22 protein-coding genes are annotated in these 22,079 nt (G+C 49.3%); 21 read left to right on the top strand and 1 reads right to left on the bottom strand.

Features of this window, described 5'->3' with window-relative positions:
• Positions 1 to 236 precede the first annotated feature (236 nt).
• From NSCA4_RS0109985 to NSCA4_RS0109945, 9 genes are all read left to right on the top strand, one after another.
• Positions 237 to 575, top strand: a complete 339-nt coding sequence (locus NSCA4_RS0109985; RefSeq protein ID WP_016687995.1) for a P-II family nitrogen regulator — start codon at positions 237 to 239, stop codon at positions 573 to 575.
• 171 nt (positions 576 to 746) lie between these two features.
• Entirely contained in the window at positions 747 to 2,126 is a 1,380-nt protein-coding gene (gene norM, locus NSCA4_RS0109980) for a multidrug efflux MATE transporter NorM (protein ID WP_016687994.1), read from the top strand.
• Between the two features lie 63 nt (positions 2,127 to 2,189).
• Positions 2,190 to 2,963, top strand: a complete 774-nt coding sequence (locus tag NSCA4_RS0109975) for an LEM-3-like GIY-YIG domain-containing protein (protein ID WP_016687993.1) — start codon at positions 2,190 to 2,192, stop codon at positions 2,961 to 2,963.
• Positions 2,964 to 3,009: 46 nt separating this feature from the next.
• Positions 3,010 to 4,050, top strand: coding sequence for a UDP-N-acetylmuramate dehydrogenase (gene murB, locus NSCA4_RS0109970; protein ID WP_016687992.1), 1,041 nt, complete (start codon positions 3,010 to 3,012; stop codon positions 4,048 to 4,050).
• An 11-nt stretch (positions 4,051 to 4,061) separates the two neighbouring features.
• Positions 4,062 to 4,718 carry a TetR/AcrR family transcriptional regulator gene (locus tag NSCA4_RS0109965; RefSeq protein WP_016687991.1) on the top strand — a complete coding sequence of 219 codons (657 nt, stop codon included), beginning with the start codon at positions 4,062 to 4,064 and terminating at the stop codon, positions 4,716 to 4,718.
• A gap of 232 nt (positions 4,719 to 4,950) precedes the next feature.
• On the top strand, positions 4,951 to 5,802 hold the full coding sequence (gene dapF, locus NSCA4_RS0109960) for a diaminopimelate epimerase (protein WP_016687990.1): 852 nt from the start codon (positions 4,951 to 4,953) through the stop codon (positions 5,800 to 5,802).
• Entirely contained in the window at positions 5,799 to 6,407 is a 609-nt protein-coding gene (locus tag NSCA4_RS0109955; RefSeq protein ID WP_016687989.1) for a hypothetical protein, read from the top strand. The genes dapF and NSCA4_RS0109955 overlap by 4 nt, the downstream gene beginning before the upstream one ends.
• A gap of 125 nt (positions 6,408 to 6,532) precedes the next feature.
• A complete protein-coding gene (cysK, locus tag NSCA4_RS0109950) occupies positions 6,533 to 7,468 on the top strand; it encodes a cysteine synthase A (RefSeq protein ID WP_016687988.1) in 936 nt (311 codons plus the stop codon).
• Between the two features lie 197 nt (positions 7,469 to 7,665).
• Positions 7,666 to 8,178 (top strand): lipoprotein, encoded by a 513-nt coding sequence (locus tag NSCA4_RS0109945; protein ID WP_016687987.1) that lies wholly within the window; start codon positions 7,666 to 7,668, stop codon positions 8,176 to 8,178.
• A 67-nt stretch (positions 8,179 to 8,245) separates the two neighbouring features.
• On the opposite strand, the gene NSCA4_RS0109940 is transcribed toward NSCA4_RS0109945, so the two are convergent.
• Positions 8,246 to 8,644, bottom strand: a complete 399-nt coding sequence (locus NSCA4_RS0109940) for a YkvA family protein (protein WP_016687986.1) — start codon at positions 8,642 to 8,644, stop codon at positions 8,246 to 8,248.
• Between the two features lie 251 nt (positions 8,645 to 8,895).
• Between NSCA4_RS0109940 and sodC the strand changes: the two genes are divergently transcribed.
• The 12 genes from sodC to NSCA4_RS0109875 all read left to right on the top strand — a co-directional run bounded on the left by sodC (position 8,896) and on the right by NSCA4_RS0109875 (position 22,004).
• Entirely contained in the window at positions 8,896 to 9,465 is a 570-nt protein-coding gene (gene sodC / locus NSCA4_RS0109935; protein WP_016687985.1) for a superoxide dismutase family protein, read from the top strand.
• 646 nt (positions 9,466 to 10,111) lie between these two features.
• Complete coding sequence (sdhC, locus tag NSCA4_RS0109930) at positions 10,112 to 10,489, top strand: succinate dehydrogenase, cytochrome b556 subunit (protein ID WP_016687984.1); 378 nt, start codon at positions 10,112 to 10,114, stop codon at positions 10,487 to 10,489.
• Positions 10,483 to 10,824, top strand: coding sequence for a succinate dehydrogenase, hydrophobic membrane anchor protein (sdhD, locus tag NSCA4_RS0109925; protein ID WP_016687983.1), 342 nt, complete (start codon positions 10,483 to 10,485; stop codon positions 10,822 to 10,824). Before sdhC ends, sdhD begins: the two co-directional genes overlap by 7 nt.
• 2 nt (positions 10,825 to 10,826) lie before the next feature.
• On the top strand, positions 10,827 to 12,590 hold the full coding sequence (sdhA, locus tag NSCA4_RS0109920) for a succinate dehydrogenase flavoprotein subunit (protein WP_016687982.1): 1,764 nt from the start codon (positions 10,827 to 10,829) through the stop codon (positions 12,588 to 12,590).
• A gap of 124 nt (positions 12,591 to 12,714) precedes the next feature.
• Positions 12,715 to 13,422 carry a succinate dehydrogenase iron-sulfur subunit gene (locus NSCA4_RS0109915; protein ID WP_016687981.1) on the top strand — a complete coding sequence of 236 codons (708 nt, stop codon included), beginning with the start codon at positions 12,715 to 12,717 and terminating at the stop codon, positions 13,420 to 13,422.
• A 3-nt stretch (positions 13,423 to 13,425) separates the two neighbouring features.
• Positions 13,426 to 13,674 (top strand): FAD assembly factor SdhE, encoded by a 249-nt coding sequence (locus tag NSCA4_RS0109910; protein ID WP_003741791.1) that lies wholly within the window; start codon positions 13,426 to 13,428, stop codon positions 13,672 to 13,674.
• A gap of 118 nt (positions 13,675 to 13,792) precedes the next feature.
• Positions 13,793 to 15,076 (top strand): citrate synthase, encoded by a 1,284-nt coding sequence (gltA, locus tag NSCA4_RS0109905; RefSeq protein ID WP_016687980.1) that lies wholly within the window; start codon positions 13,793 to 13,795, stop codon positions 15,074 to 15,076.
• A gap of 225 nt (positions 15,077 to 15,301) precedes the next feature.
• Positions 15,302 to 18,130: a 2-oxoglutarate dehydrogenase E1 component gene (locus NSCA4_RS0109900; protein ID WP_016687979.1), complete on the top strand. Its 2,829-nt coding sequence runs from the start codon at positions 15,302 to 15,304 to the stop codon at positions 18,128 to 18,130.
• A 113-nt stretch (positions 18,131 to 18,243) separates the two neighbouring features.
• A complete protein-coding gene (gene odhB, locus NSCA4_RS0109895) occupies positions 18,244 to 19,425 on the top strand; it encodes a 2-oxoglutarate dehydrogenase complex dihydrolipoyllysine-residue succinyltransferase (protein ID WP_016687978.1) in 1,182 nt (393 codons plus the stop codon).
• A gap of 193 nt (positions 19,426 to 19,618) precedes the next feature.
• On the top strand, positions 19,619 to 19,888 hold the full coding sequence (locus tag NSCA4_RS0109885) for a hypothetical protein (protein WP_003741785.1): 270 nt from the start codon (positions 19,619 to 19,621) through the stop codon (positions 19,886 to 19,888).
• Positions 19,889 to 20,083: 195 nt separating this feature from the next.
• Positions 20,084 to 21,517, top strand: a complete 1,434-nt coding sequence (gene lpdA / locus NSCA4_RS0109880) for a dihydrolipoyl dehydrogenase (RefSeq protein ID WP_016687976.1) — start codon at positions 20,084 to 20,086, stop codon at positions 21,515 to 21,517.
• A gap of 199 nt (positions 21,518 to 21,716) precedes the next feature.
• Positions 21,717 to 22,004: a hypothetical protein gene (locus NSCA4_RS0109875; protein WP_003755543.1), complete on the top strand. Its 288-nt coding sequence runs from the start codon at positions 21,717 to 21,719 to the stop codon at positions 22,002 to 22,004.
• Positions 22,005 to 22,079 lie beyond the last annotated feature (75 nt).

The following is a 22,079-nucleotide window of genomic DNA, read 5'->3' as shown; positions in this document are numbered from 1 at the left end:
CAGGAAGTAGGGGTGGGCAACTGCTTCCGTATGTCTTTATATCAAATGCTGTCATTCCCGCGCGTGCGGGAATTTAGAAGTTTGGATTTACAGTAGTCTTTAAATATTTCTGAGCAGAGGTTTGAATTCCCTTCTGCGTGGGAATGACGGTTTTCAGTGAGTTTCCGTACCGCTTATCGTTTCCCTGCTGCTTCTGTTATATTTGCCGTTTATTCTTATTCCAATCGGAGTGTGCCATGAAAAAAATCGAAGCCATCATCAAACCCTTCAAACTCGACGACGTACGCGAAGCCCTTACCGAAATCGGCATTACCGGCATGACTGTCAGCGAAGTCAAAGGGTTCGGCCGTCAGAAAGGGCATACGGAAATTTATCGCGGCGCGGAATACGCCGTTGATTTTCTGCCCAAAGTCAAAGTCGAATTGATCATTGCCGATGAAGATGTCGAACGAGTGATTGACGTTATCATCGAAAACGCCCGTTCCGGCAAAATCGGCGACGGCAAAATCTTTGTGCTGCCTGTAGAAGAAGCTATCCGCATCCGTACGGGCGAACGCTCCGAAGCGGCGATTTGACGGTTTTCAGACGACATTGAGGGTGTTTAAGGTCGTCTGAAAGGCTTTCTGGCTGTCCATCAACCGTTGTTTCCAATATAATCCCGTTTTCAAATCCTATACGGAACAGGCCGTCTGTTTTCAGACGACCTGTTTCTTTATTTCCGCTTTTTTAAAGTTCTATCAAAACTTATGCTGCTCGATCTCAACCGCTTTTCCTTTTCCGTCTTCCTGAAAGAAATCCGCCTGTTGACCGCCCTTGCCCTGCCCATGCTGTTGGCGCAGGTCGCGCAGGTGGGCATCGGTTTCGTCGATACCGTGATGGCGGGCGGTGCGGGCAAGGAGGACTTGGCGGCGGTGGCGTTGGGCAGCAGCGCGTTTGCCACGGTTTATATTACCTTTATGGGCATTATGGCGGCGCTGAACCCGATGATTGCCCAGCTTTACGGCGCGGGTAAAACCGACGAAGTGGGCGAAACGGGGCGGCAAGGGATTTGGTTCGGGCTGTTTTTGGGGATTTTCGGCATGGTATTGATGTGGGCGGCGATTACGCCGTTCCGCAACTGGCTGACCTTGAGCGATTATGTCGAAGGCACGATGGCGCAGTATATGTTGTTTACCAGCCTGGCGATGCCGGCGGCAATGGTACACCGCGCGCTGCACGCCTACGCCTCCAGCCTGAACCGTCCGCGCCTGATTATGTTGGTCAGCTTCGCGGCGTTTGTGTTGAACGTGCCGCTGAACTATATTTTCGTTTACGGCAAATTCGGTATGCCCGCTTTGGGCGGCGCAGGCTGCGGGTTGGCGACGATGGTGGTGTTTTGGTTCAGCGCGCTGGCGTTGTGGATTTATATCGCCAAGGAAAAATTCTTCCGCCCGTTCGGACTGACGGCGAAATTCGGCAAACCGGATTTGGCAGTGTTCAAACAGATTTGGAAAATCGGCGCGCCCATCGGGCTGTCTTATTTTTTGGAAGCCAGCGCGTTTTCGTTTATCGTGTTTTTGATCGCGCCTTTCGGCGAAGATTATGTGGCGGCGCAGCAGGTCGGCATCAGTTTGTCGGGGATTCTCTATATGATTCCGCAAAGCGTCGGCTCGGCAGGGACGGTGCGTATCGGTTTTTCATTAGGGCGGCGCGAATTTTCGCGGGCGCGCTATATTTCGGGCGTCTCGCTGGTGTTGGGTTGGATGCTCGCCGTGATTACCGTGCTTTCTTTGGTATTATTCCGTTCGCCGCTGGCAAGTATGTACAACAATGATCCGGCGGTTTTAAGCATCGCCGCCACCGTCTTACTGTTCGCCGGCTTGTTCCAACCGGCGGACTTCACCCAATGCATCGCGTCCTACGCCCTGCGCGGCTACAAAGTCACCAAGGTGCCGATGTTCATCCACGCCGCCGCCTTCTGGGGCTGCGGCCTGCTGCCGGGCTACCTGCTTGCCTACCGTTTCGATATGGGCATTTACGGCTTCTGGACGGCATTGATTGCTTCGCTCACCATCGCAGCCGTCGCCTTGGTGTGGTGCTTGGAATTGTGCAGCAGGGAGATGGTCAGATCGCATAAGGTCGTCTGAAATTTCTTTCAGACGACCTCCATTAATATTTCATTTACGGCTTATTCACTTTTAAGGAAAAAAATGTTTTCAACTTCCATTATAGAAAAACTTGCTTACTATGTTTATTGCTTGATTGACCCTAGAGACGGCAATATTTTCTATGTAGGTAAAGGTGTGGGCAATCGCGTTTTCCACCATGCCCTAGGTTCATTACAAGAAACAGAAACGCCAAGTGATAAAATTGCCTTGATTAGGGAAATACATAAAAGCGGACGCCAGCCCGTGTATTACATTCTGCGGCACAACATCCAAACAGACAAACAGGCTTTTGAATATGAAGCGATGGCAATAGACCTACTCTCCCTAGTCAAACCGAGCCAGCAGCCGCTGACTAATATTCAAGGCGGCACGCATTCTTCTGAAGTAGGATTGATGAGCTTGCCCGAATTAAAACGAAAATATGATGCGCAAGAATTAAAAACTGATAAACCTATTGTTTTAATTACGATTAATAACGAATACGAGAAACTGAAAAAAGACATCAGATCAGGGAATATTCCTGAAGCCGATAGGCATAAGGAAATTTACGAACGCACACGGAAATATTGGAAAATCGGAAACAGGCGCGAAAAAGCAAAATATGCAGTTGCAGTCTATCGCGGCTGGACATTAGCAGTATATGAAATCGAAAGATGGATTTTTGCCGATGATATTATTCAAGGTCGCTGGATGTTTGAAGGCAAGCCGTTGCCAAAAGAGTCCGACATTTATCAAGAAATAGTGGACAAGCTGACCTATTCTTCCCAAGAAAACTATAAAGCCCCCCAAAACCCCATTACCTATCGTAATTGTTAAATAGTAAGTTTTCAGACGACCTGAATCCACGAAATTACAAATCATCATGCAACCCATCCAATACCAAACCGACCTCACCCCCTACAACACCTTCGGTCTTCGCGCCCAAGCCCAAGCCTTTATCGCGCTCGAACACGCCGACGAGTTGCGCGACATCGTCCGACTGCCCGAGTTCGACCGCGATACCGTTTTATGGCTCGGCGGCGGCAGCAACATCGTTTTGATGCAGGATTACGCCGGACTGGTCGTCCATATGGAAAACAAAGGCATACGCGAGATTGCGCGTTCAGAAGACCTCGTTTACATCGAAGCGCAGGCAGGCGAAATCTGGCACGATTTTGTCCTGCACACCGTCGCACTGGGCTTGAACGGTCTGGAAAACCTGAGCCTGATTCCGGGTACGGTCGGCGCGTCGCCTGTGCAGAACATCGGCGCATACGGCGTGGAAGCGAAAGATGTGATTCACAGCGTGCGCTGCTTCGATTTGGATACGGAAACCTTTGTCGAGCTTGCCAATGCCGACTGCCGCTTCGCCTACCGCGAAAGCCTGTTCAAGCAGGAAGGCAAAGGGCGTTATGTGATTGTTTCAGTCGTATTCGCCCTGAAAGAGCGTTTCGAGCCGAATTTGGGTTACGGCGATTTGGCAGCCGCCGTTGCCGAACTGAGCGCGGGCAGGGCGCTGACGGCGAAAGATGTTTCCGATGCAGTGTGTGCAATCCGCAACAGTAAACTACCTAATCCTAACGTACTTGGTAATGTTGGCAGTTTTTTTAAAAACCCCGTCGTCAGCGCGGAAAAAGCCGCTTCCCTGTTGCAGCAGCATCCCGATATGCCGCGCTATCCGCAGCCCGACGGTTCGGTCAAACTCGCCGCCGGATGGCTGATCGACCAATGTCGTCTGAAAGGCTTTCAAATCGGCGGTGCGGCGGTACACGACCGGCAGGCTTTGGTTTTGGTGAACAAAAACAATGCTTCTTCAGACGACGTTTGGAAGCTGGCGCAACACGTCTGCAATACAGTATTTACTCGATTTCAGGTAGAATTACACGCCGAACCCAATTGGCTGCCCGCTTCGTTCAGCCTATAAATCCAAGGAGTATGCCCGTGACCCGCATTGCAAAAACCAATACTTACACCCGCATCATCGACGCCAGCCTTGCGCTCTTCAACGAGGAAGGCGAGCGCAACATCAGTACCAACCATATCGCGGCGCATTTGGGCATCAGTCCGGGCAATCTCTATTACCACTTCCGCAACAAAGACGAAATCATCGTCCAACTCTTCAAACGTTACAGCGAAGCCCTGCTGGCATACCTGAATGAAGCCGTGTTGCCGTCCGATGTGGAAGACTCCATCAACTATATGGCGGGCATTTACGACGTGATGTGGGAATACCGCTTCCTCTTTAGCGACGTGAACACCCTGCTTGCGCGCAGTGCCGAACTATTGGGCGAACACAATACCTTCACCCAAGCCAAAGTCTCCCCGCTCTTGGTCAACCTGCTTACCCAGCTCAACGGTCTGAACATCATCCAAGCCGACCAAACCGCCATGAACGACCTCGCCGTCAATATGTGGATGGTCACGAAATACTGGTTCGACTTCGACAGCTCCCTGCGCGGGCGTACCAAGCTGACCGAAGACTCCAAAGCACGCGGCGTCCGTCGCACCTTAAGCCTCCTGCGCCCCTATCTCTTGCCGAAACACCGCGAGGAATACGACCGAAGAATTACAGTGGCATCCGATATTTTATAGTGTATTAACAAAAATCAGGACAAGGCGACGAAGCCGCAGACAGTACAGATAGTACGGCAAGGCGAGGCAACACCGTACTGGTTTAAAGTTAATCCACTATATAATCATAATCATTGGAACAGGGCTAAAGGTCGTCTGAAAAAAAGATGATGCGTCAAATCTCTGCCTGAGTATCCATGCATAGTTGCGAATATCTAAAAACATCTCAATTCGATTACAAACAGGAAAACTGATGAAAACCTTGAAATTTACCAAAATGCACGGTTTGGGCAATGATTTTATGGTGGTAAACGGTATCGGGCAGGATTTTGATCCGCTGGCGGCGCCGCTTGCCGAATGGTCCGACCGTTTTAGAGGGGTGGGCTTCGATCAGTTGCTGCTGGTGGAAAAGCCGTCTTCCGATGCGGTGGATTTCCGTTATCGTATTTTTAATGCGGATGGTAGCGAAGTGGAGCAGTGTGGTAATGGTGCGCGCTGTTTTGCCCGATTTGTGGCTGATAAAGGTTTGACCGATAAAAAGGAAATTTTGGTTGAAACGGCTAAGGGTGTGATTATTCCCAAGCTGTTGGACAATGGTTTGGTTACCGTGAATATGGGCAAACCGCGCTTTACGTCGTCTGAAATCCCGTTTGTGCCGGTTACTGACGAAGCAGAAGATGCTTTGACGCATATGGTGATGGTCGGATTGGAGACGGTGCAGGTCAGTTGTGTGAATATGGGCAATCCTCATGCTGTGATCGTGGTTGAGGACGTACAGACTACGCCCGTGGCTCATTGGGGCGAGGCCATTGAGTCGCACGAGCAGTTTCCGGAACGTGTCAACGTCGGCTTCATGCAGATTGTCGATAGGGAATCTATCCGCTTGCGCGTATTTGAACGCGGTGTGGGTGAAACTCAGGCTTGCGGTACGGGGGCTTGTGCTGCTGTGGTTGCGGGCGTCCGTTTGGGGCTGTTGGCAGAAGGCGTGCCTGTGAAGGTTTCGCTGCCGGGTGGGGATTTGTTTATTACTTGGTCGCATGGTGAGGACGTTTTGATGACCGGTCCTGTTCAAACGGTTTTTGAAGGCGAGTTGCAGTATTCATGATTTGGACGAATTTGGATTTTCTCGCCGTTGTTGCTTATGGACTGGTGTTTTTTGGATTGATTTTCCGCGCTGAAATGTTCCAGTGGTTTTGGGCTTCGGTCGTTTTGTGGCTGGGTGTGTCGATTTTGGGATCGCAGCTTTTGCCGGGGATGTGGGGGATTACCCATGTCGGTCCGTTGTTTGTCCCGCATTTTTATCTGACTTTTGCCAGCGTGTTTTTCTTTGCGTTTCATTGGAAAAAGCAGGCGGATACTGATTTTTGGCAGGCGGACTTACGGCATCCGTTTTTGAGTGTGTTTGCTGTCAGCAATGTGTTGATGACTTTGGCTTTTGTGTCGATTATCGCTATATTGTATTTTATGTTGCCGGGTCGTTCTTTGGCTTTTACGTTGCCGGCTCTGTTGAAATTGTACGCGCTAAAGCCTGTTTATTGGTTTATTTTGCAGTTTGTTATCATGACCGTTTTTTATCTGCACCGCAGAAGCATTGCCAAGCAGTCGCCGGCGGTGTTCAGTAAGGCGCAACTCAGGTTGGGCTGGCTGATGGCTTTGGTCATGCAGGTTTTGGTAACAGGAGCTTTAGCCGGAGAAATCGGGCTTCATTAAGAAAAAATTTTTGCGAATCAAGCCAAACAACCAAAAGTTATAAAGAAAGAAATATTCGATATTGGTTTTTCAGACGACCTGTCTTTAATATACAGGTTATATCACATCAAAATCTGGAGTAAAAAATGAAGATTGCAAACAGCATTACCGAGCTGATCGGCAACACCCCGTTGGTCAAATTAAACCGCCTGACTGAAGGTTTGAAAGCCGAAATCGCTGTCAAACTGGAATTTTTCAATCCCGGCAGCAGCGTGAAAGACCGCATTGCCGAAGCGATGGTTGAGGCTGCTGAAAAAGCGGGCAAAATCGGTAAAGATACCGTAATTGTTGAAGCGACCAGCGGCAATACGGGTATCGGTTTGGCAATGGTGTGTGCGGCACGAGGCTATAAGCTGGCGATTACCATGCCCGAAAGCATGAGTAAAGAACGTAAAATGCTGCTGCGAGCGTTTGGCGCTGAATTGATTCTGACTCCAGCGTCCGAAGGTATGGCAGGGGCGATTGCAAAAGCGCAAGCCTTGGTGGACGAGCATCCGGATACTTATTTCATGCCGCGTCAGTTCGATAACGAGGCAAATCCTGAAGTACACCGCAAAACAACAGCCGAAGAAATTTGGCGAGATACGGATGGCAAAGTCGATATTTTTGTAGCAGGTGTCGGCACGGGCGGTACGGTTACCGGCGTAGGCGAAGTGTTGAAAAAACACAAACCTGAAGTCAAAGTTGTCGCCGTCGAGCCTGAAGCTTCTCCTGTGTTGAGCGGTGGTGAAAAAGGTCCGCACCCGATTCAAGGCATTGGTGCCGGCTTCATTCCTACCGTATTGAATACCAAAGTATATGACAGCATTTCCCAAGTCCCGAACGAAGCGGCATTTGAAACTGCCCGCGCGATGGCGGAAAAAGAAGGGATTTTGGTCGGTATTTCTTCCGGTGCGGCAGTATGGAGTGCGTTGCAGCTTGCCAAACAGCCTGAAAATGAAGGCAAACTGATTGTCGTGCTGCTGCCTTCTTATGGCGAACGCTATCTTTCTACGCCTCTGTTTGCCGATTTGGCACAATAGAGTTGAGAAAATAAGTGATAAAAAAGACCGCTTTGGCGGTCTTTTTTCGTGGTTTCGTGCTTTGGTGTGGCACAAAAATGAATTTAAGGCGTCATATCGTGTAAAGATTGGAATGTAAGACGAAAGTTGTTGTAATTCAGTCTACAGACAAAGGCAGATTGATATAGAATTTGGTTATCTGGATAATCCTGATTATAATGGTAGACATGAAAAAATATATCCCCATCTTATTTGCGTTGGCGGCACTTGCCGGTTGTGAGACCATTTATGTCCCAAGCTTGCAAGAAGTGCCTGTCCGTCCGATTAATATTAAGCCTAACGTGAAAGCAACTAAGGCTGAAAAACATGCAGCGTTCAGTTTGGCTTCTTCGCATTGGAGTGATGTTTCAAAAATCCGCGACGAGGCAACGCGTTTGAGTTATCAGGTCAGCCAAGGAAAAATGACTAAAGTTCAAGCTGCGCAATACCTGAACAAGTTCCGTATTCAGCTTGTCGGCCGTAATGTCGTGGATGACAGCGTATATGAGGTTTATCTGCGTTCTGCCGTTGACAGCCAACGAGGCGAAATCAATACCGAACAATCCAAGCTGTATATCCAAAATGCTTTGCGCGGATGGCAGCAACGTTGGAAAAATATGGGCAACAAACCTTCCAATCCGGCGTTTACCAACTTCCTGATGGAAGTGATGAATATGACTCCGTTGAAATAAGTTTCACATTTCAAACAAAAGGTCGTCTGAAAATTTTCAGACGACCTTTTGTTTTGAATGTGGATATTTATGATGCCTTGCGCAGCAGCTTTGCAGTTGCTACTTTTGCCCGTTCTTTAATATCTTCGGTCAGGTAGGTTTTCATCTGGCTGTACACCAAAGTAATGACGGCTATGTCGTCACTAAATCCCAAAGGACCAAGCAAGTCAGGAATGCTGTCGATAGGGCTGAGGAAGTAAACCAATGCGCCGACAATAATCATCTTGGCGCGTCTGGGCGTATGTGGGGAGTCCCAAAGATAATACAGCGCATACAACTGACGGACGATGGGTTCGCCTAATCGACCTGCAAAACGGGCAAGCTTATTGAAAAAACCATTTTTGTCCAGATTTCGTCTTCTGAATTTAGGGATAAAATTTTTGGGGTCGGAAAACTGGGTGTGTTCTTTTTCTTCAGAATATTTCATAATTAGCCTCGCAGTAAAAGAGTATAGATGGGTTAGAGCCGTAATGCGGGCAAAGTATAAAGCAGAGTAAGGCAAAGAAATGTCAGTTTTGTTTAAACGAGCCAAAAAATCATGAAGACAGTTTCTCTCAGGTATATTTCTTAGGTATATTATTAGGTATATTTAGTAGCTGGCGAAATTATATAGGATAGATAAATTTTATTAAAACACATGTTTACTTTCGATATACATCTGATATAAAGGAGTTAAAAATGAAGTTGAAGAAATTCTTAGCTGTTAGCATCAGTACAATCTGCGTTGCAGGAATGGTTCATGCGCATGACCACAAACATAACCATATGACACCTGCCGGTGCTTCCATTACAGTTAAAGTACAACAACTTGATCCGGCTAATGGTAATAAAGATATAGGTACTGTAACGATTACCGAATCCAAGTACGGTTTGGTCTTTACACCAAACTTAAAAGGATTAGAAGCCGGCTTGCATGGATTTCACATTCACCAAAACCCAAGCTGTGAGCCGAAGGAAAAAGACGGTAAACTGACTGCAGGCTTGGGTGCCGGCGGTCATTGGGATCCCAAAGAAACCAAAAAACATGGCTTCCCATGGCAAGATGATGCGCATTTGGGCGATTTGCCGGCATTAACCGTATTACATGACGGTACCGCCACCAATCCGGTTCTTGCGCCACGCATCAAACGCCTTGATCAAGTTCGTGGTCATTCCATCATGATCCACGTCGGTGGCGACAATCACTCCGACCACCCAGCCCCACTTGGCGGCGGCGGTGCGCGTATGGCGTGTGGTGTGATTAAATAATTTGATTGTTGTAAACAAAAAGTGCGGTCAAAAATGTTAGAATTTTAACCGCACTTTTATTTGCAATAAAATCTACTTCACCAGTTCCTCCCGGTCATTCAATTTATAAATAGCGTTAATCAGCTGTTTGTTTGAAACCCATATTATTTTCAATAAAAGTTATAGTGCCGTTTTTAATAAGGGCTCGATTACGAATCAAGCCATCGATATTACGAACTTCTCTATTTCTCCAAATGGTGCAGTTTTTTAATAGAAAAACGAGAGGATCGTCTGAAAATTTGCCTGTTGAAATTTTTTTGAATACAACGGTTTATCCCATAAGGTTGTGGTTGTTTTGATTGTGGATGCGTTGGTAAATGATATTGATCTATATTTGTATTTTAAAAAACAGAATATTAATACTATTTTGATGGTATAAGGTTGTGCAAAACTGATTAAGCGGTAGTTGAAAAAATGTTGGTTTAAGTATTAATAGAGATGTTTATTGCTATTGGTAGGGTTTATGATGTGTTTTGGTAAAATTTATTAGATTGTTGATAAAATGGACTGTTCAAAATCAGATAAAACAGGTAAATTATGGTCTATGTAACTCGATGTAATTTGAGTTATTGGTTTTGAGCTGATAAAAAATACAGAGGAACTGGCTATGTCCGTCAAACCGCGTCCTGTCTTTTTGGAGATCCCCAATATTCGCTTGCCGATACCGGGGATTGTCTCCATCTTGCACCGCATTAGTGGGGTAGCATTATTTGTGATGCTTCCCGTTTTGCTGTATCTCCTGTCCGGTACGTTGAGCCGCGAGTCGGCGTTTGAAACTTACCGTGCTATCGTTTCCAATCCTTTAGTCAAGTTGATTTTAATCGGCGTGTTATGGGCTTATCTGCACCATCTGCTCGCCGGTGTCCGTTTCTTACTTTTGGATGCACACAAAGGCCTTGAGCTGAATACTGCGCGCAATACAGCTAAATTTGTGTTTGCTGCGGCGCTGGTGTTGACCGTCGTTTTGGGAGCGTTGTTATGGTAGAGCGTAAATTGACCGGTGCCCATTACGGTTTGCGCGATTGGGCGATGCAGCGTGCGACTGCGGTTATCATGTTGATCTATACCGTTGCACTTTTAGTGATTCTGTTCACCCTGCCTAAAGAATATTCGGCATGGCAGGCATTTTTCGATCAAGTTTGGGTGAAGGTATTCACTCAAGTCAGCTTTATTGCCGTATTTTTGCACGCTTGGGTGGGTATCCGCGATTTGTGGATGGACTATATCAAACCCTTCGGCGTGCGTTTGTTTTTTCAGGTTGCCACCATCGTATGGCTGGTCGGCTGCTTGGTGTATTCAATTAAAGTAATTTGGGGGTAAGTATGGGTTTTCCTGTTCGCAAGTTTGATGCCGTGATTGTCGGCGGTGGTGGTGCAGGTTTACGCGCAGCCCTCCAATTATCTAAATCCGGTCTGAATTGTGCCGTTTTGTCTAAAGTGTTCCCTACCCGTTCGCATACTGTAGCAGCGCAGGGCGGTATTTCCGCCTCTTTGGGTAATGTGCAGGAAGACCGTTGGGACTGGCACATGTACGATACCGTGAAAGGCTCCGACTGGTTGGGCGATCAAGATGCGATTGAGTTTATGTGTCGCGCCGCACCTGAAGCAGTGATTGAGTTGGAACACATGGGTATGCCTTTTGACCGCGTAGAAAGCGGCAAAATTTATCAGCGTCCTTTCGGTGGCCATACTGCCGAACACGGTAAACGTGCTGTAGAACGTGCCTGCGCGGTTGCCGATCGTACCGGTCATGCGATGTTGCACACTCTGTACCAACAAAATGTCCGTGCCAATACGCAATTCTTTGTGGAATGGACGGCACAAGATTTGATTCGTGATGAAAAAGGCGACGTCGTCGGTGTAACCGCCATGGAAATGGAAACCGGCGAAGTTTACATTTTCCACGCTAAAGCCGTGTTGTTTGCTACCGGCGGCGGTGGTCGTATTTATGCGTCTTCTACCAATGCCTATATGAATACCGGCGATGGTTTAGGTATTTGCGCACGTGCTGGTATCCCGTTGGAAGATATGGAATTCTGGCAATTCCACCCGACCGGCGTGGCAGGTGCAGGCGTGTTGATTACCGAAGGCGTACGTGGTGAGGGTGGTATTTTGTTGAATGCCGATGGCGAACGCTTTATGGAACGTTACGCACCGACCGTAAAAGACTTGGCTTCACGCGACGTGGTCTCCCGTGCGATGGCGATGGAAATCTACGAAGGTCGCGGCTGCGGTAAAAACAAAGACCATGTATTGCTGAAAATCGACCATATCGGCGCTGAAAAAATTATGGAAAAACTGCCGGGCATCCGCGAGATTTCCATTCAGTTTGCCGGTATCGACCCGATTAAAGACCCGATTCCGGTCGTGCCAACTACCCACTACATGATGGGCGGTATTCCGACCAACTACCACGGTGAAGTCGTTATGCCGCAAGGCGACGAATATGAAGTGCCGGTGAAAGGTCTGTATGCTGCGGGCGAGTGCGCTTGTGCTTCCGTGCACGGAGCGAACCGCTTGGGTACCAACTCCTTGCTTGACTTGGTGGTGTTCGGTAAAGCTGCCGGCGACAGCATGATTAAATTCATCAAAGAGCAAAGCGATTGGAAACCTCTGCCTGCCGATGCGGGCGAGCTGACCCGTCAACGTATTGAACGCTTGGATAACCAAACCGACGGCGAAAACGTTGATGCGCTGCGCCGCGAACTGCAACGCTCCGTCCAACTGCACGCCGGTGTGTTCCGTACCGATGAGATTCTGAGTAAAGGCGTTCGAGAAATTATGGCGATTGCCGAGCGTGTGAAGCGTACTGAAATCAAAGACAAGAGCAAAGTATGGAATACAGCGCGTATCGAAGCTTTGGAATTGGACAATCTGATTGAGGTGGCGAAAGCGACTTTGGTATCTGCCGAAGCACGTAAAGAATCACGCGGTGCGCACGCTTCAGACGACCATCCTGAGCGCGATGACGAAAACTGGATGAAACACACGCTGTATCATTCAGATACCAACACTTTGTCTTATAAACCGGTACACACTAAGCCTTTGAGCGTGGAATACATCAAACCGGCCAAGCGCGTTTACTGATGCGTTTTCAGACGATCTCCGTATCACAAGAGGTCGTCTGAAAATCAAATACACCACCACATTGAACAGCCTGAACCCATAACATAAAACCATCAGGCGGTTTATGAGAAAAGGAACACTTCTCATGGAAAAAATGAGTTTTGAAATTTACCGTTACAATCCGGATGTTGATGCCAAACCATATATGCAACGTTACGAGTTGGAACTGGAACCTACTGACGTAAAACTTTTGGACGCATTGGTGCGCTTGAAAGCACAAGACGACACTTTGTCTTTCCGTCGCTCCTGCCGCGAAGGTATTTGCGGTTCGGACGGCATGAACATCAACGGCAAAAACGGCTTGGCGTGTTTGACCGATTTACGCGGTTTGAAGCAGCCTGTCAAAATCCGCCCGCTGCCTGGTCTGCCTGTCATCCGCGACCTGATTGTGGACATGACCCAGTTCTTCAAACAATATCACTCCATTAAGCCTTACGTTGTGAACGACAACCCGATCGATTCCGACAAAGAGCGTTTGCAAACTCAGGAAGAGCGTAAAGAGCTGGACGGCTTGTACGAGTGTATTTTGTGCGCCTGCTGTTCGACTGCCTGTCCGTCGTTCTGGTGGAATCCCGACAAATTCGTCGGTCCGTCCGGTTTGCTGAACGCCTACCGCTTCATTGCCGACAGCCGCGATACCATTACCAATGAGCGTTTAGACAATTTGAACGACCCGTACCGTTTGTTCCGCTGCCATACCATCATGAACTGCGTAGACGTATGTCCTAAACACTTGAATCCGACTCGTGCCATCGGTAAGATTAAAGAAATTATGTTGAAACGAGCCGTTTAAGAAATGATGGTTTTTGACGATATTGCCAAACGGAAAATCCGTTTTCAAACCCGCCGGGGATTATTAGAATTAGATTTGATTTTCGGCAGGTTTATGGAAAAAGAATTCGAGCAATTAAGCGATAAAGAGCTGTCCGAGTTTTCCGAAATCCTTGAATTTCAAGATCAAGAGCTTCTGGCTCTGATTAACGGACATTCGGCGACAGACAAGGAGCACCTTATCCCCATGCTTGAAAAAATCAGACGAGCTTGACGTATTGTAAATCCGCCTGTTTATCGGCGGATTTCTAGGATACGGAGGTCGTCTGAAAACAAAGAACGTGCTGCATAGGCAGTAACGAAAGCCCCAACTTACAAAGGAGCGATATAATATGTCCAAATCAATTAAACTCAACGTACCCAATCAAGAGGATTTAGAACTGCCCGTATTGGAAGCGAGCATCGGCCACGACGTGGTCGATATCCGCACCCTGACTAAAAGCACAGGCTTATTCTCATTTGACCCCGGATTCGTTTCAACAGCAAGCTGCGAATCTAAAATTACTTATATCGACGGTGACGAAGGTTTGCTGTATTACCGTGGTTATCCCATTGAGCAGCTTGCAGAAAAATCTGATTATCTGGAAGTCTGCTACCTGCTGATTTACGGCGAACTGCCTACACCTGAGCAAAAAGCAGAATTTAATGATACTGTCCGCCGTCATACGATGTTGCATGAGCAACTGACTTGGTTCTTCCGCGGTTTCCGCCGTGATGCCCATCCGATGGCGATGATGGTCGGTGTGGTTGGTGCGTTGTCTGCGTTCTATCAAGACAGTTTGGATATTACCAATCCCGAACACCGCAAAATCGCGATTTATCGTTTGATTTCAAAAATCCCGACGATTGCCGCGATGTGTTACCGTTATTCCAACGGTCTGCCGTTCAACTATCCGAAAAACAATCTTTCTTATTCCGAAAACTTCCTTCATATGATGTTTGCTACACCATGTGAAGACTACAAACCTAATCCTGTATTGGCGCGTGCGCTTGACCGCATCTTTATCCTTCATGCGGATCACGAGCAAAACGCTTCGACTTCGACTGTCCGTTTGGCAGGTTCTTCAGGCGCGAACCCGTTTGCCTGTATCGCTGCCGGTATTGCCTGTCTGTGGGGTGCGTCCCACGGCGGTGCGAACGAAGCGGTCTTGAAAATGCTGGACGAAATCGGTGATGTATCCCGTGTTGCCGAATACATGGAAGGCGTGAAGCAGCGCAAATACCGTCTCATGGGCTTTGGCCACCGCGTGTACCGTAACATGGACCCGCGCGCCAGCATCATGCGTGAAACTTGCCATGAAGTGCTGAAAGAATTGGGTTTGGAAGACAGTCCGAAATTCAAGCTGGCGATGGAATTGGAACAAATCGCCCTGAAAGACCCGTTCTTCGTAGAGCGCAAACTGTACCCCAACGTCGACTTCTACTCCGGTATCGTCTTGTCCGCACTTGGCATTCCGACCGAAATGTTTACCGTCATCTTCGCTCTGTCGCGCAGCGTAGGCTGGATTTCGCACTGGCATGAAATGATTAGCGATCCTTCGCTGAAAATCGGTCGTCCGCGCCAACTTTATACCGGTGCCGTACGTCGCGATTATGTACCGGCGGATAAACGCTGATAATCGGTATATTAATTAATAATCGGTATATTAATATGTTGTCGGAGTTTATTTGGGAAAGCCGAATAGCTTTTTTAAATGAGTTTGTCCGCAATAAACGAAACAGATACAAGTAATTTGGCTGGAAATAGGGTAGAATGAAGTGTCATTTCAAACGGCATGGATTCCGTTGAAACACATGGAATTCTACCCTTTGTTTATATTTTAAAGAAAAGAGCTCGTGTCATGATGGATGAAAAACTCAATTTTTCTTATCTGTTCGGTTCAAATGCTCCCTACATCGAAGAGTTGTATGAGAATTTCTTGGAAAACCCAAGTTCTGTCGATGAGAAATGGAAGCAATATTTCACCGACTTAAGTAAGCAGCCCGGTGCGGCAGATGTTGATGTTGCCCATGCTCCGATTCGTGAATCCTTCGCTAATTTGGCAAAAACCAAATCGACAGCGGTAACTGCCGGCGGTATGGATGAAGCCATGATGAAGAAACAGGTCGGCGTACTGCGGTTGATTTCTGCTTACCGTATTCAAGGTGTGGGTGCTGCTCAGCTTGACCCGCTCAAACGTATCCCGCCACGCAACATTGAAGCCCTCGATCCCAAATTCCACGGACTGAATGATGCCGATATGGCGGTTCAGTTCAATATGGGCGAGGGCGATTTTTCCGGCCAAAGCAAACTGCCTCTGTCCCAAATCATCAGCAACCTCAAGCAAACCTATTGCGGCCATCTCGCATTGGAATACATCTACATTCCCAATACAGAAGAACGCCGTTGGTTGCGCAATTATTTCGAGGATGTGCTGTCCACCCCGAGTTACAGTGCCGAACAGAAACGCCGCATCCTGAAAGAAATGACCGCTGCCGAGACTTTGGAGCGTTACCTGCATACGAAATATGTCGGTCAGAAGCGCTTCGGTGTTGAAGGCGGCGAGAGCGTGATTGCCGGTCTGAATTACCTGATTCAAAACGCAGGTAAAGACGGCGTCGAAGAAGTCATCATCGGTATGGCACACCGAGGTCGTCTGAATGTCTTGGTCAACATTTTGGGCAAGAAACCGGGCGATTTGTTTGCCGAGTTTGAAGGCTGCGCCGAAATCAAGCTGCCCAGCGGCGACGTGAAATACCACATGGGTTTCAGCTCCGACATCGCTACGCCGAATGGTCCGATGCACGTTTCTTTGGCGTTCAACCCGTCGCACTTGGAAATCGTCAACCCTGTCGTTGAAGGTTCTGCACGCGCCAAACAAAAACGTCTGGGCGAAAACGGACGCGACAAAGTATTGCCCCTATTGATTCACGGCGACTCTGCATTTGTCGGTTTAGGTGTCAACCAAGCAACGTTCAACCTGTCCAAAACGCGCGGCTACACTACCGGCGGTACGGTTCATATCGTTATCAACAACCAAATCGGCTTCACCACTTCCGATACCCGCGACACTCGTTCGACCGTGCATTGTACCGACGTGGCGAAAATGGTTTCCGCTCCGGTCATCCACGTCAACGGCGACGATCCGGAACGTGTTTGCTTCGCCATCCAAGCAGCTTTGGACTACCGTAAAAAATTCAACAAAGACATCGTGATCGATGTCGTCTGCTACCGCAAATGGGGTCACAACGAAGGTGACGATCCGACCCTGACTCAGCCGATGATGTACAAAAAAGTATCGCAACACCCCGGTGCGCGCGCTTTGTACACTGAGCAATTGATTGCAGAAGGCGTGGTAACGCAAGCAGAAGCCGACGGCTATATCCAAGCCTACCGCGATGCTTTGGACAAAGGCGAACACGTCGAGCAAACGACGTTGAGCAATTTCCAACGTACGCAAATTGATTGGAGCAAATACCAAGGTCAGGACTGGCGCGAAGATGTGGAAACCGGTCTGCCTGCTGCCGACATCGAGCGCCTTACCGAGAAATTCACCGCCGTTCCCGAAGGCTTTGCGCTGCATCCGACTGCCAAACGCGTGCTCGAAGCACGCAAAGGTATGGCTGCGGGCAGTCAGCCGATTGACTGGGGTATGGCGGAAACACTCGCATACGCCAGCTTGGTGACCAAAGGCCACGGCGTGCGCATTTCCGGCGAAGACTCCGGACGCGGTACATTCTCACACCGTCATGCCGTATTGCATGATCAAAACCGCGAAAAATGGGATGACGGCACTTACGTACCGCTGCGCCATATGGGCGAAGGTGCGGGCGAATTTCTCGTTATCGATTCCATTCTGAATGAAGAAGCCGTCATGGCATACGAATACGGTTTTGCCTGCTCCGCACCCGACAAGCTGACCATTTGGGAAGCGCAGTTCGGCGACTTTGCCAACGGCGCGCAAGTAACCATCGACCAATTCCTGTCGTCCGGCGAAACCAAGTGGGGCCGTCTCTGCGGTCTGACCACCATCCTGCCGCACGGCTACGACGGACAAGGTCCGGAACACTCATCCGGTCGTGTAGAACGCTGGTTGCAGCTTTGCTCCGAAAATAATATGCAAATCATCATGCCGTCCGAAGCGTCGCAGATGTTCCACCTGTTGCAACGCCAAGTCTTGAGTTCGTACCGCAAACCGCTGGTGATTTTCATGTCCAAACGCCTGTTGCGTTTCAAAGGCGCGATGAGCTCGCTGGAAAACTTTACCGAAGGTTCGCGCTTCCGTCCTGTCATCGGCGATACAGCCGAGCGTGGCAACAATGAAAGTGTGAAACGCGTGATTCTGTGTGCCGGACAGGTTTACTACGATTTGGAAGCAGGTCGTGCCGAGCGAAAATTGGAAAATGATGTCGCCATCGTCCGCGTTGAGCAGCTTTATCCGTTCCCATACGACGAGTTGCGTGCAGAACTGGCGAAATATCCGAACGCGAAATCCGTGGTTTGGGCGCAGGAAGAGCCGAAAAACCAAGGTGCGTTCTACCAAATCCGCCACCGCTTGGAAGACGTTATCAGTGAAAGCCAAAAACTGTCTTATGCCGGTCGTCCGAGCAGCGCATCGCCAGCCGTCGGCTATATGAGCAAACACGTTGCCCAGCTGAAACAACTGGTTGAAGACGCAATGACGCTGTAAAGCAATACGGTGCGGCGTTCCGAATGAAACACTTCAGACGGAACGCCCGCCAAACAAAAGAGATAACACACAACAGGTCGTCTGAAAAAACAACGGCCATCCGGAGACACAAAATGATTATTGACGTAAAAGTACCCATGCTGTCCGAAAGCGTATCCGAAGGCACGCTCTTGGAATGGAAGAAAAAAGTTGGCGAAGCCGTAGCGCGCGACGAAATCCTGATCGACATCGAAACCGACAAAGTGGTTTTGGAAGTACCTTCTCCACAAGCCGGCGTATTGGTTGAAATCATCGCCCAAAACGGCGAAACTGTTGCTGCCGAGCAAGTGTTGGCGCGTATCGACACTGCTGCAACTGCTTCCGCTTCTGCTGAAGCCCCAGCTGCTGCACCTGCACCTGAAGCCGCTCCCGCTGCTGCACAAACCAATGCCGCCATGCCTGCTGCCGCCAAGCTTGCAGCCGAAACCGGCGTGGATGTGAACGCGCTGCAAGGTTCTGGTCGCGACGGCCGTGTCTTGAAAGAAGACGTGCAAAACGCCGCCGCCAAACCAGCCGCTGCGCCCGCTGCTGCGCCAGCCCCCGTTCCCGCAGGCGCACGTCCTGAACAACGCGTTCCGATGAGCCGCCTGCGCGCCCGTGTTGCCGAACGTCTATTGGCTTCGCAACAGGAAAACGCGATTCTGACTACGTTCAACGAAGTCAACATGAAACCCATCATGGACTTGCGTGCGAAATACAAAGAAAAATTCGAGAAAGAACACGGTACCAAACTTGGCTTCATGTCTTTCTTCGTCAAAGCAGCCGTTGCTGCGCTGAAAAAATATCCGGTGGTCAATGCCTCCGTTGACGGAAACGACATCGTTTATCACGGTTACTTCGACATCGGTATCGCCATCGGCAGCCCGCGCGGTCTGGTCGTGCCGATTCTGCGTGATGCCGACCAAATGAGCATTGCCGACATCGAACAAGCCATCGTCGATTACGCCAAAAAAGCCAAAGACGGCAAAATCGCGCTGGAAGATTTGACCGGCGGTACGTTCAGCATCACCAACGGCGGTACGTTCGGTTCCATGATGTCTACCCCGATTATCAATCCGCCGCAATCCGCCATTTTAGGTATGCACGCGACCAAAGAGCGCGCAGTCGTAGAAAACGGTCAAGTCGTCGTTCGTCCGATGATGTATCTGGCACTCTCTTACGATCACCGCATCATCGACGGCCGCGAAGCCGTGTTGACTTTGGTTGCCATCAAAGACGCGCTGGAAGATCCGGCACGCCTGTTGTTGGATCTGTAAACGCCGTCAAAGGGATATAAAGCGGATAAAAACAGAGCAGTTTGAAATCAGGCTGCTTACTGGGTTTCAGACGACCTTGAAAAGAAAAAAGGTCGTCTGAAAATGGCGGGATGTTTGAAATCTAAGGGAGAAAGTTTGTTGCTGCCATTTTCCGTGCAGAAGCAAACGTTTGAAAATCCATAGGAGCGTATCCATGAAACCCATCTCCCTGTTTCCGCTTTTGGCTGTCGTTTCCCTGCTTGGCGCGTGTGCCGCATTTGAAGGCAAGGAATATTCCGTTAACGCCTACGACGCGCGCGGCAGAATGTTGAACAAGCGTTTTGAAATGGATAGCAACAAAGCAGGTATTCCCGTCGCCCGCAGCGTTTTGTGCAAACGTTATCCGCACGCTACCGTCCGCGTTTACAACAATTTCACCGGACACGAAGTCAGGGAATACAGCCCGCATTCCTGCCGCCGCTGATGCGTCCGAACCAATCGGGCTGAAATTTGAAAAGGTCGTGCCTGCGGGCAGGCTTCGCACTCTGAAAAAGGCAGAATAAGTTTTAATTTTGTTGAAGCCGTGCTTTCAGACGACCTCTCATGCAAAATACAGTGGATGAACTTTTGCTGAAGGTTTTCCTGCGGCAAAAATATCAAACAACAAAGGATTTTTCACATGTCTCAATACGATGTAGTAGTCATCGGCGCAGGCCCCGGCGGATACGTTGCCGCCATCCGCGCCGCCCAACTGGGTTTCAAAACCGCCTGTGTCGATGCGGGCGTCAACAAAGCAGGCGATGCGCCCGCGCTGGGCGGTACCTGTCTGAACGTCGGCTGCATTCCTTCCAAAGCGCTGTTGCAGTCGAGCGAACATTTCCATGCCGCGCAGCATGATTTTGCCGAACACGGCATCAGCGTCGGCGACATCAAATTTGACGCGGCGAAAATGATTGCGCGCAAAGACGCCATCGTAACCAAGCTCACCGGCGGCGTGAAATTCCTGTTCCAAAAAAACAAAGTAACCAGCCTGTTCGGTACGGCGTCATTTGCCGGCAAAAACGGCGATGCCTACCAAATCGAAGTCGATAACAAAGGCGAAAAAACCGTTATCGAAGCCAAACATGTCATCGTAGCGACCGGTTCCGTGCCGCGTCCGCTGCCGCAGGTTGCCATCGACAATGTAAACGTATTGGACAACGAAGGTGCATTGAACCTGACTGAAGTGCCCGCCAAACTGGGCGTCATCGGTTCGGGCGTGATCGGTTTGGAAATGGGTTCTGTGTGGAACCGCGTCGGTTCGCAAGTCACCATCCTCGAAGCCATGCCGACCTTCCTTGCCGCCGCTGACCAGCAAATCGCCAAAGAAGCCTTCAAATATTTCACCAAAGAGCAGGGCTTGAACATCGAACTGGGCGTGAAAATCGGCGACATCAAATCTGAAGGCAAAGGCGTTTCCGTTGCCTACCAAACTGCCGCAGGCGAAGCCAAAACCGAAGTCTTCGACAAACTCATCGTTGCCATCGGACGTATTCCGAACACCAAAGGCTTAAACGCCGAAGCGGTCGGCTTGGAAAAAGACGAGCGCGGCTTTATCAAAGTGGACGGCGAATGCCGCACCAACCTGCCTAATGTTTGGGCAATCGGCGACGTGGTTCGCGGTCCGATGCTGGCGCACAAAGCCAGCGACGAAGGCGTGGCAGTTGCCGAGCGCATCGCTGGTCAGAAACCGCATATTGACTTCAACAGCGTACCGTTCGTGATTTACACCGACCCCGAAATCGCTTGGGTCGGCAAAACTGAAGAGCAGCTCAAAGCTGAAGGCGTGGAATACAAAAAAGGTACTTCTGGCTTCGGCGCAAACGGTCGTGCGTTGGCAATGGGCAAGGCAAAAGGTACGGTCAAAGTGTTGGCGGATGCCAAAACCGACCGCATCTTGGGCGTACACATGATTGGCCCGGTTGTCAGCGAATTGGTTACTGAAGGCGTGACTGCGCTCGAATTCTTCGCCAGCAGCGAAGACATCGCCCGCATCATCCATGCCCACCCGACCTTGTCCGAAGTGGTTCACGAAGCCGCGCTGGCCGCCGACAAACGCGCTTTGCACGGCTGATAAGGAAAAGTAAAGCATAAAAGGTCGTCTGAAATTTTTTCAGACGACCTTTTCGGAAAGATGAATGTTCGCAAGTGATGTTCTGATGGGTATAGAGAGAAAGTAGGGTATATCGGTTGCCGCCGTTCTCGTATCAGAATGACGATTTCAGCTGAATCTACTATATAATCGGCGATACATTCACAGACAGCATTTAATTATGAATAAAGAAGTAATCGGTATCCTGTTTATACCGATGGGCATCATCAGCATGTGTATGGCCGCGTTGTGGCAGATGTATGTGATGATGACCGAAACTTATACGCTCAACCGTTTCAAAGATAAAGAATTGGTTTGGCGCGTGGCATTATTGTTTATCAGTTTCAGCCTTGCCGTTTACCTGCTCTGTCCCAATTCGCGTAAAAAAGGCATCGTCTTTTTTATCCTCGGGGGCGGCGGTGCAATCATGTATCTGCTTGCGCGGATGTGGTTGCCGTTCAGCAAGTGAAACGACGATTTTCCGACCGCCGAAAGGTCGTCTGAAACGCACGGGGTTGCCATTCAGAGGCAGTCTCAGGGCATT

Origin of the sequence: Neisseria sicca 4320, from assembly GCF_000193735.1 — a bacterium.
In the GTDB taxonomy this organism is placed as follows: Bacteria; Pseudomonadota; Gammaproteobacteria; order Burkholderiales; family Neisseriaceae; genus Neisseria; species Neisseria sicca_E.
The sequence above is the reverse complement of the archived record's forward strand: the minus strand, read 5'-3'. Positions and strand labels throughout refer to the sequence as shown.

Coding starts and splice junctions, on each gene's coding strand:
- NSCA4_RS0109985 (WP_016687995.1), top strand. CDS start 237: ATGAAAAAAATCGAAGCCATCATCAAACCCTTCAAACTCGACGACGTA.
- norM (WP_016687994.1), top strand. CDS start 747: ATGCTGCTCGATCTCAACCGCTTTTCCTTTTCCGTCTTCCTGAAAGAA.
- NSCA4_RS0109975 (WP_016687993.1), top strand. CDS start 2,190: ATGTTTTCAACTTCCATTATAGAAAAACTTGCTTACTATGTTTATTGC.
- murB (WP_016687992.1), top strand. CDS start 3,010: ATGCAACCCATCCAATACCAAACCGACCTCACCCCCTACAACACCTTC.
- NSCA4_RS0109965 (WP_016687991.1), top strand. CDS start 4,062: ATGCCCGTGACCCGCATTGCAAAAACCAATACTTACACCCGCATCATC.
- dapF (WP_016687990.1), top strand. CDS start 4,951: ATGAAAACCTTGAAATTTACCAAAATGCACGGTTTGGGCAATGATTTT.
- NSCA4_RS0109955 (WP_016687989.1), top strand. CDS start 5,799: ATGATTTGGACGAATTTGGATTTTCTCGCCGTTGTTGCTTATGGACTG.
- cysK (WP_016687988.1), top strand. CDS start 6,533: ATGAAGATTGCAAACAGCATTACCGAGCTGATCGGCAACACCCCGTTG.
- NSCA4_RS0109945 (WP_016687987.1), top strand. CDS start 7,666: ATGGTAGACATGAAAAAATATATCCCCATCTTATTTGCGTTGGCGGCA.
- NSCA4_RS0109940 (WP_016687986.1), bottom strand. CDS start 8,644: ATGAAATATTCTGAAGAAAAAGAACACACCCAGTTTTCCGACCCCAAA.
- sodC (WP_016687985.1), top strand. CDS start 8,896: ATGAAGTTGAAGAAATTCTTAGCTGTTAGCATCAGTACAATCTGCGTT.
- sdhC (WP_016687984.1), top strand. CDS start 10,112: ATGTCCGTCAAACCGCGTCCTGTCTTTTTGGAGATCCCCAATATTCGC.
- sdhD (WP_016687983.1), top strand. CDS start 10,483: ATGGTAGAGCGTAAATTGACCGGTGCCCATTACGGTTTGCGCGATTGG.
- sdhA (WP_016687982.1), top strand. CDS start 10,827: ATGGGTTTTCCTGTTCGCAAGTTTGATGCCGTGATTGTCGGCGGTGGT.
- NSCA4_RS0109915 (WP_016687981.1), top strand. CDS start 12,715: ATGGAAAAAATGAGTTTTGAAATTTACCGTTACAATCCGGATGTTGAT.
- NSCA4_RS0109910 (WP_003741791.1), top strand. CDS start 13,426: ATGATGGTTTTTGACGATATTGCCAAACGGAAAATCCGTTTTCAAACC.
- gltA (WP_016687980.1), top strand. CDS start 13,793: ATGTCCAAATCAATTAAACTCAACGTACCCAATCAAGAGGATTTAGAA.
- NSCA4_RS0109900 (WP_016687979.1), top strand. CDS start 15,302: ATGATGGATGAAAAACTCAATTTTTCTTATCTGTTCGGTTCAAATGCT.
- odhB (WP_016687978.1), top strand. CDS start 18,244: ATGATTATTGACGTAAAAGTACCCATGCTGTCCGAAAGCGTATCCGAA.
- NSCA4_RS0109885 (WP_003741785.1), top strand. CDS start 19,619: ATGAAACCCATCTCCCTGTTTCCGCTTTTGGCTGTCGTTTCCCTGCTT.
- lpdA (WP_016687976.1), top strand. CDS start 20,084: ATGTCTCAATACGATGTAGTAGTCATCGGCGCAGGCCCCGGCGGATAC.
- NSCA4_RS0109875 (WP_003755543.1), top strand. CDS start 21,717: ATGAATAAAGAAGTAATCGGTATCCTGTTTATACCGATGGGCATCATC.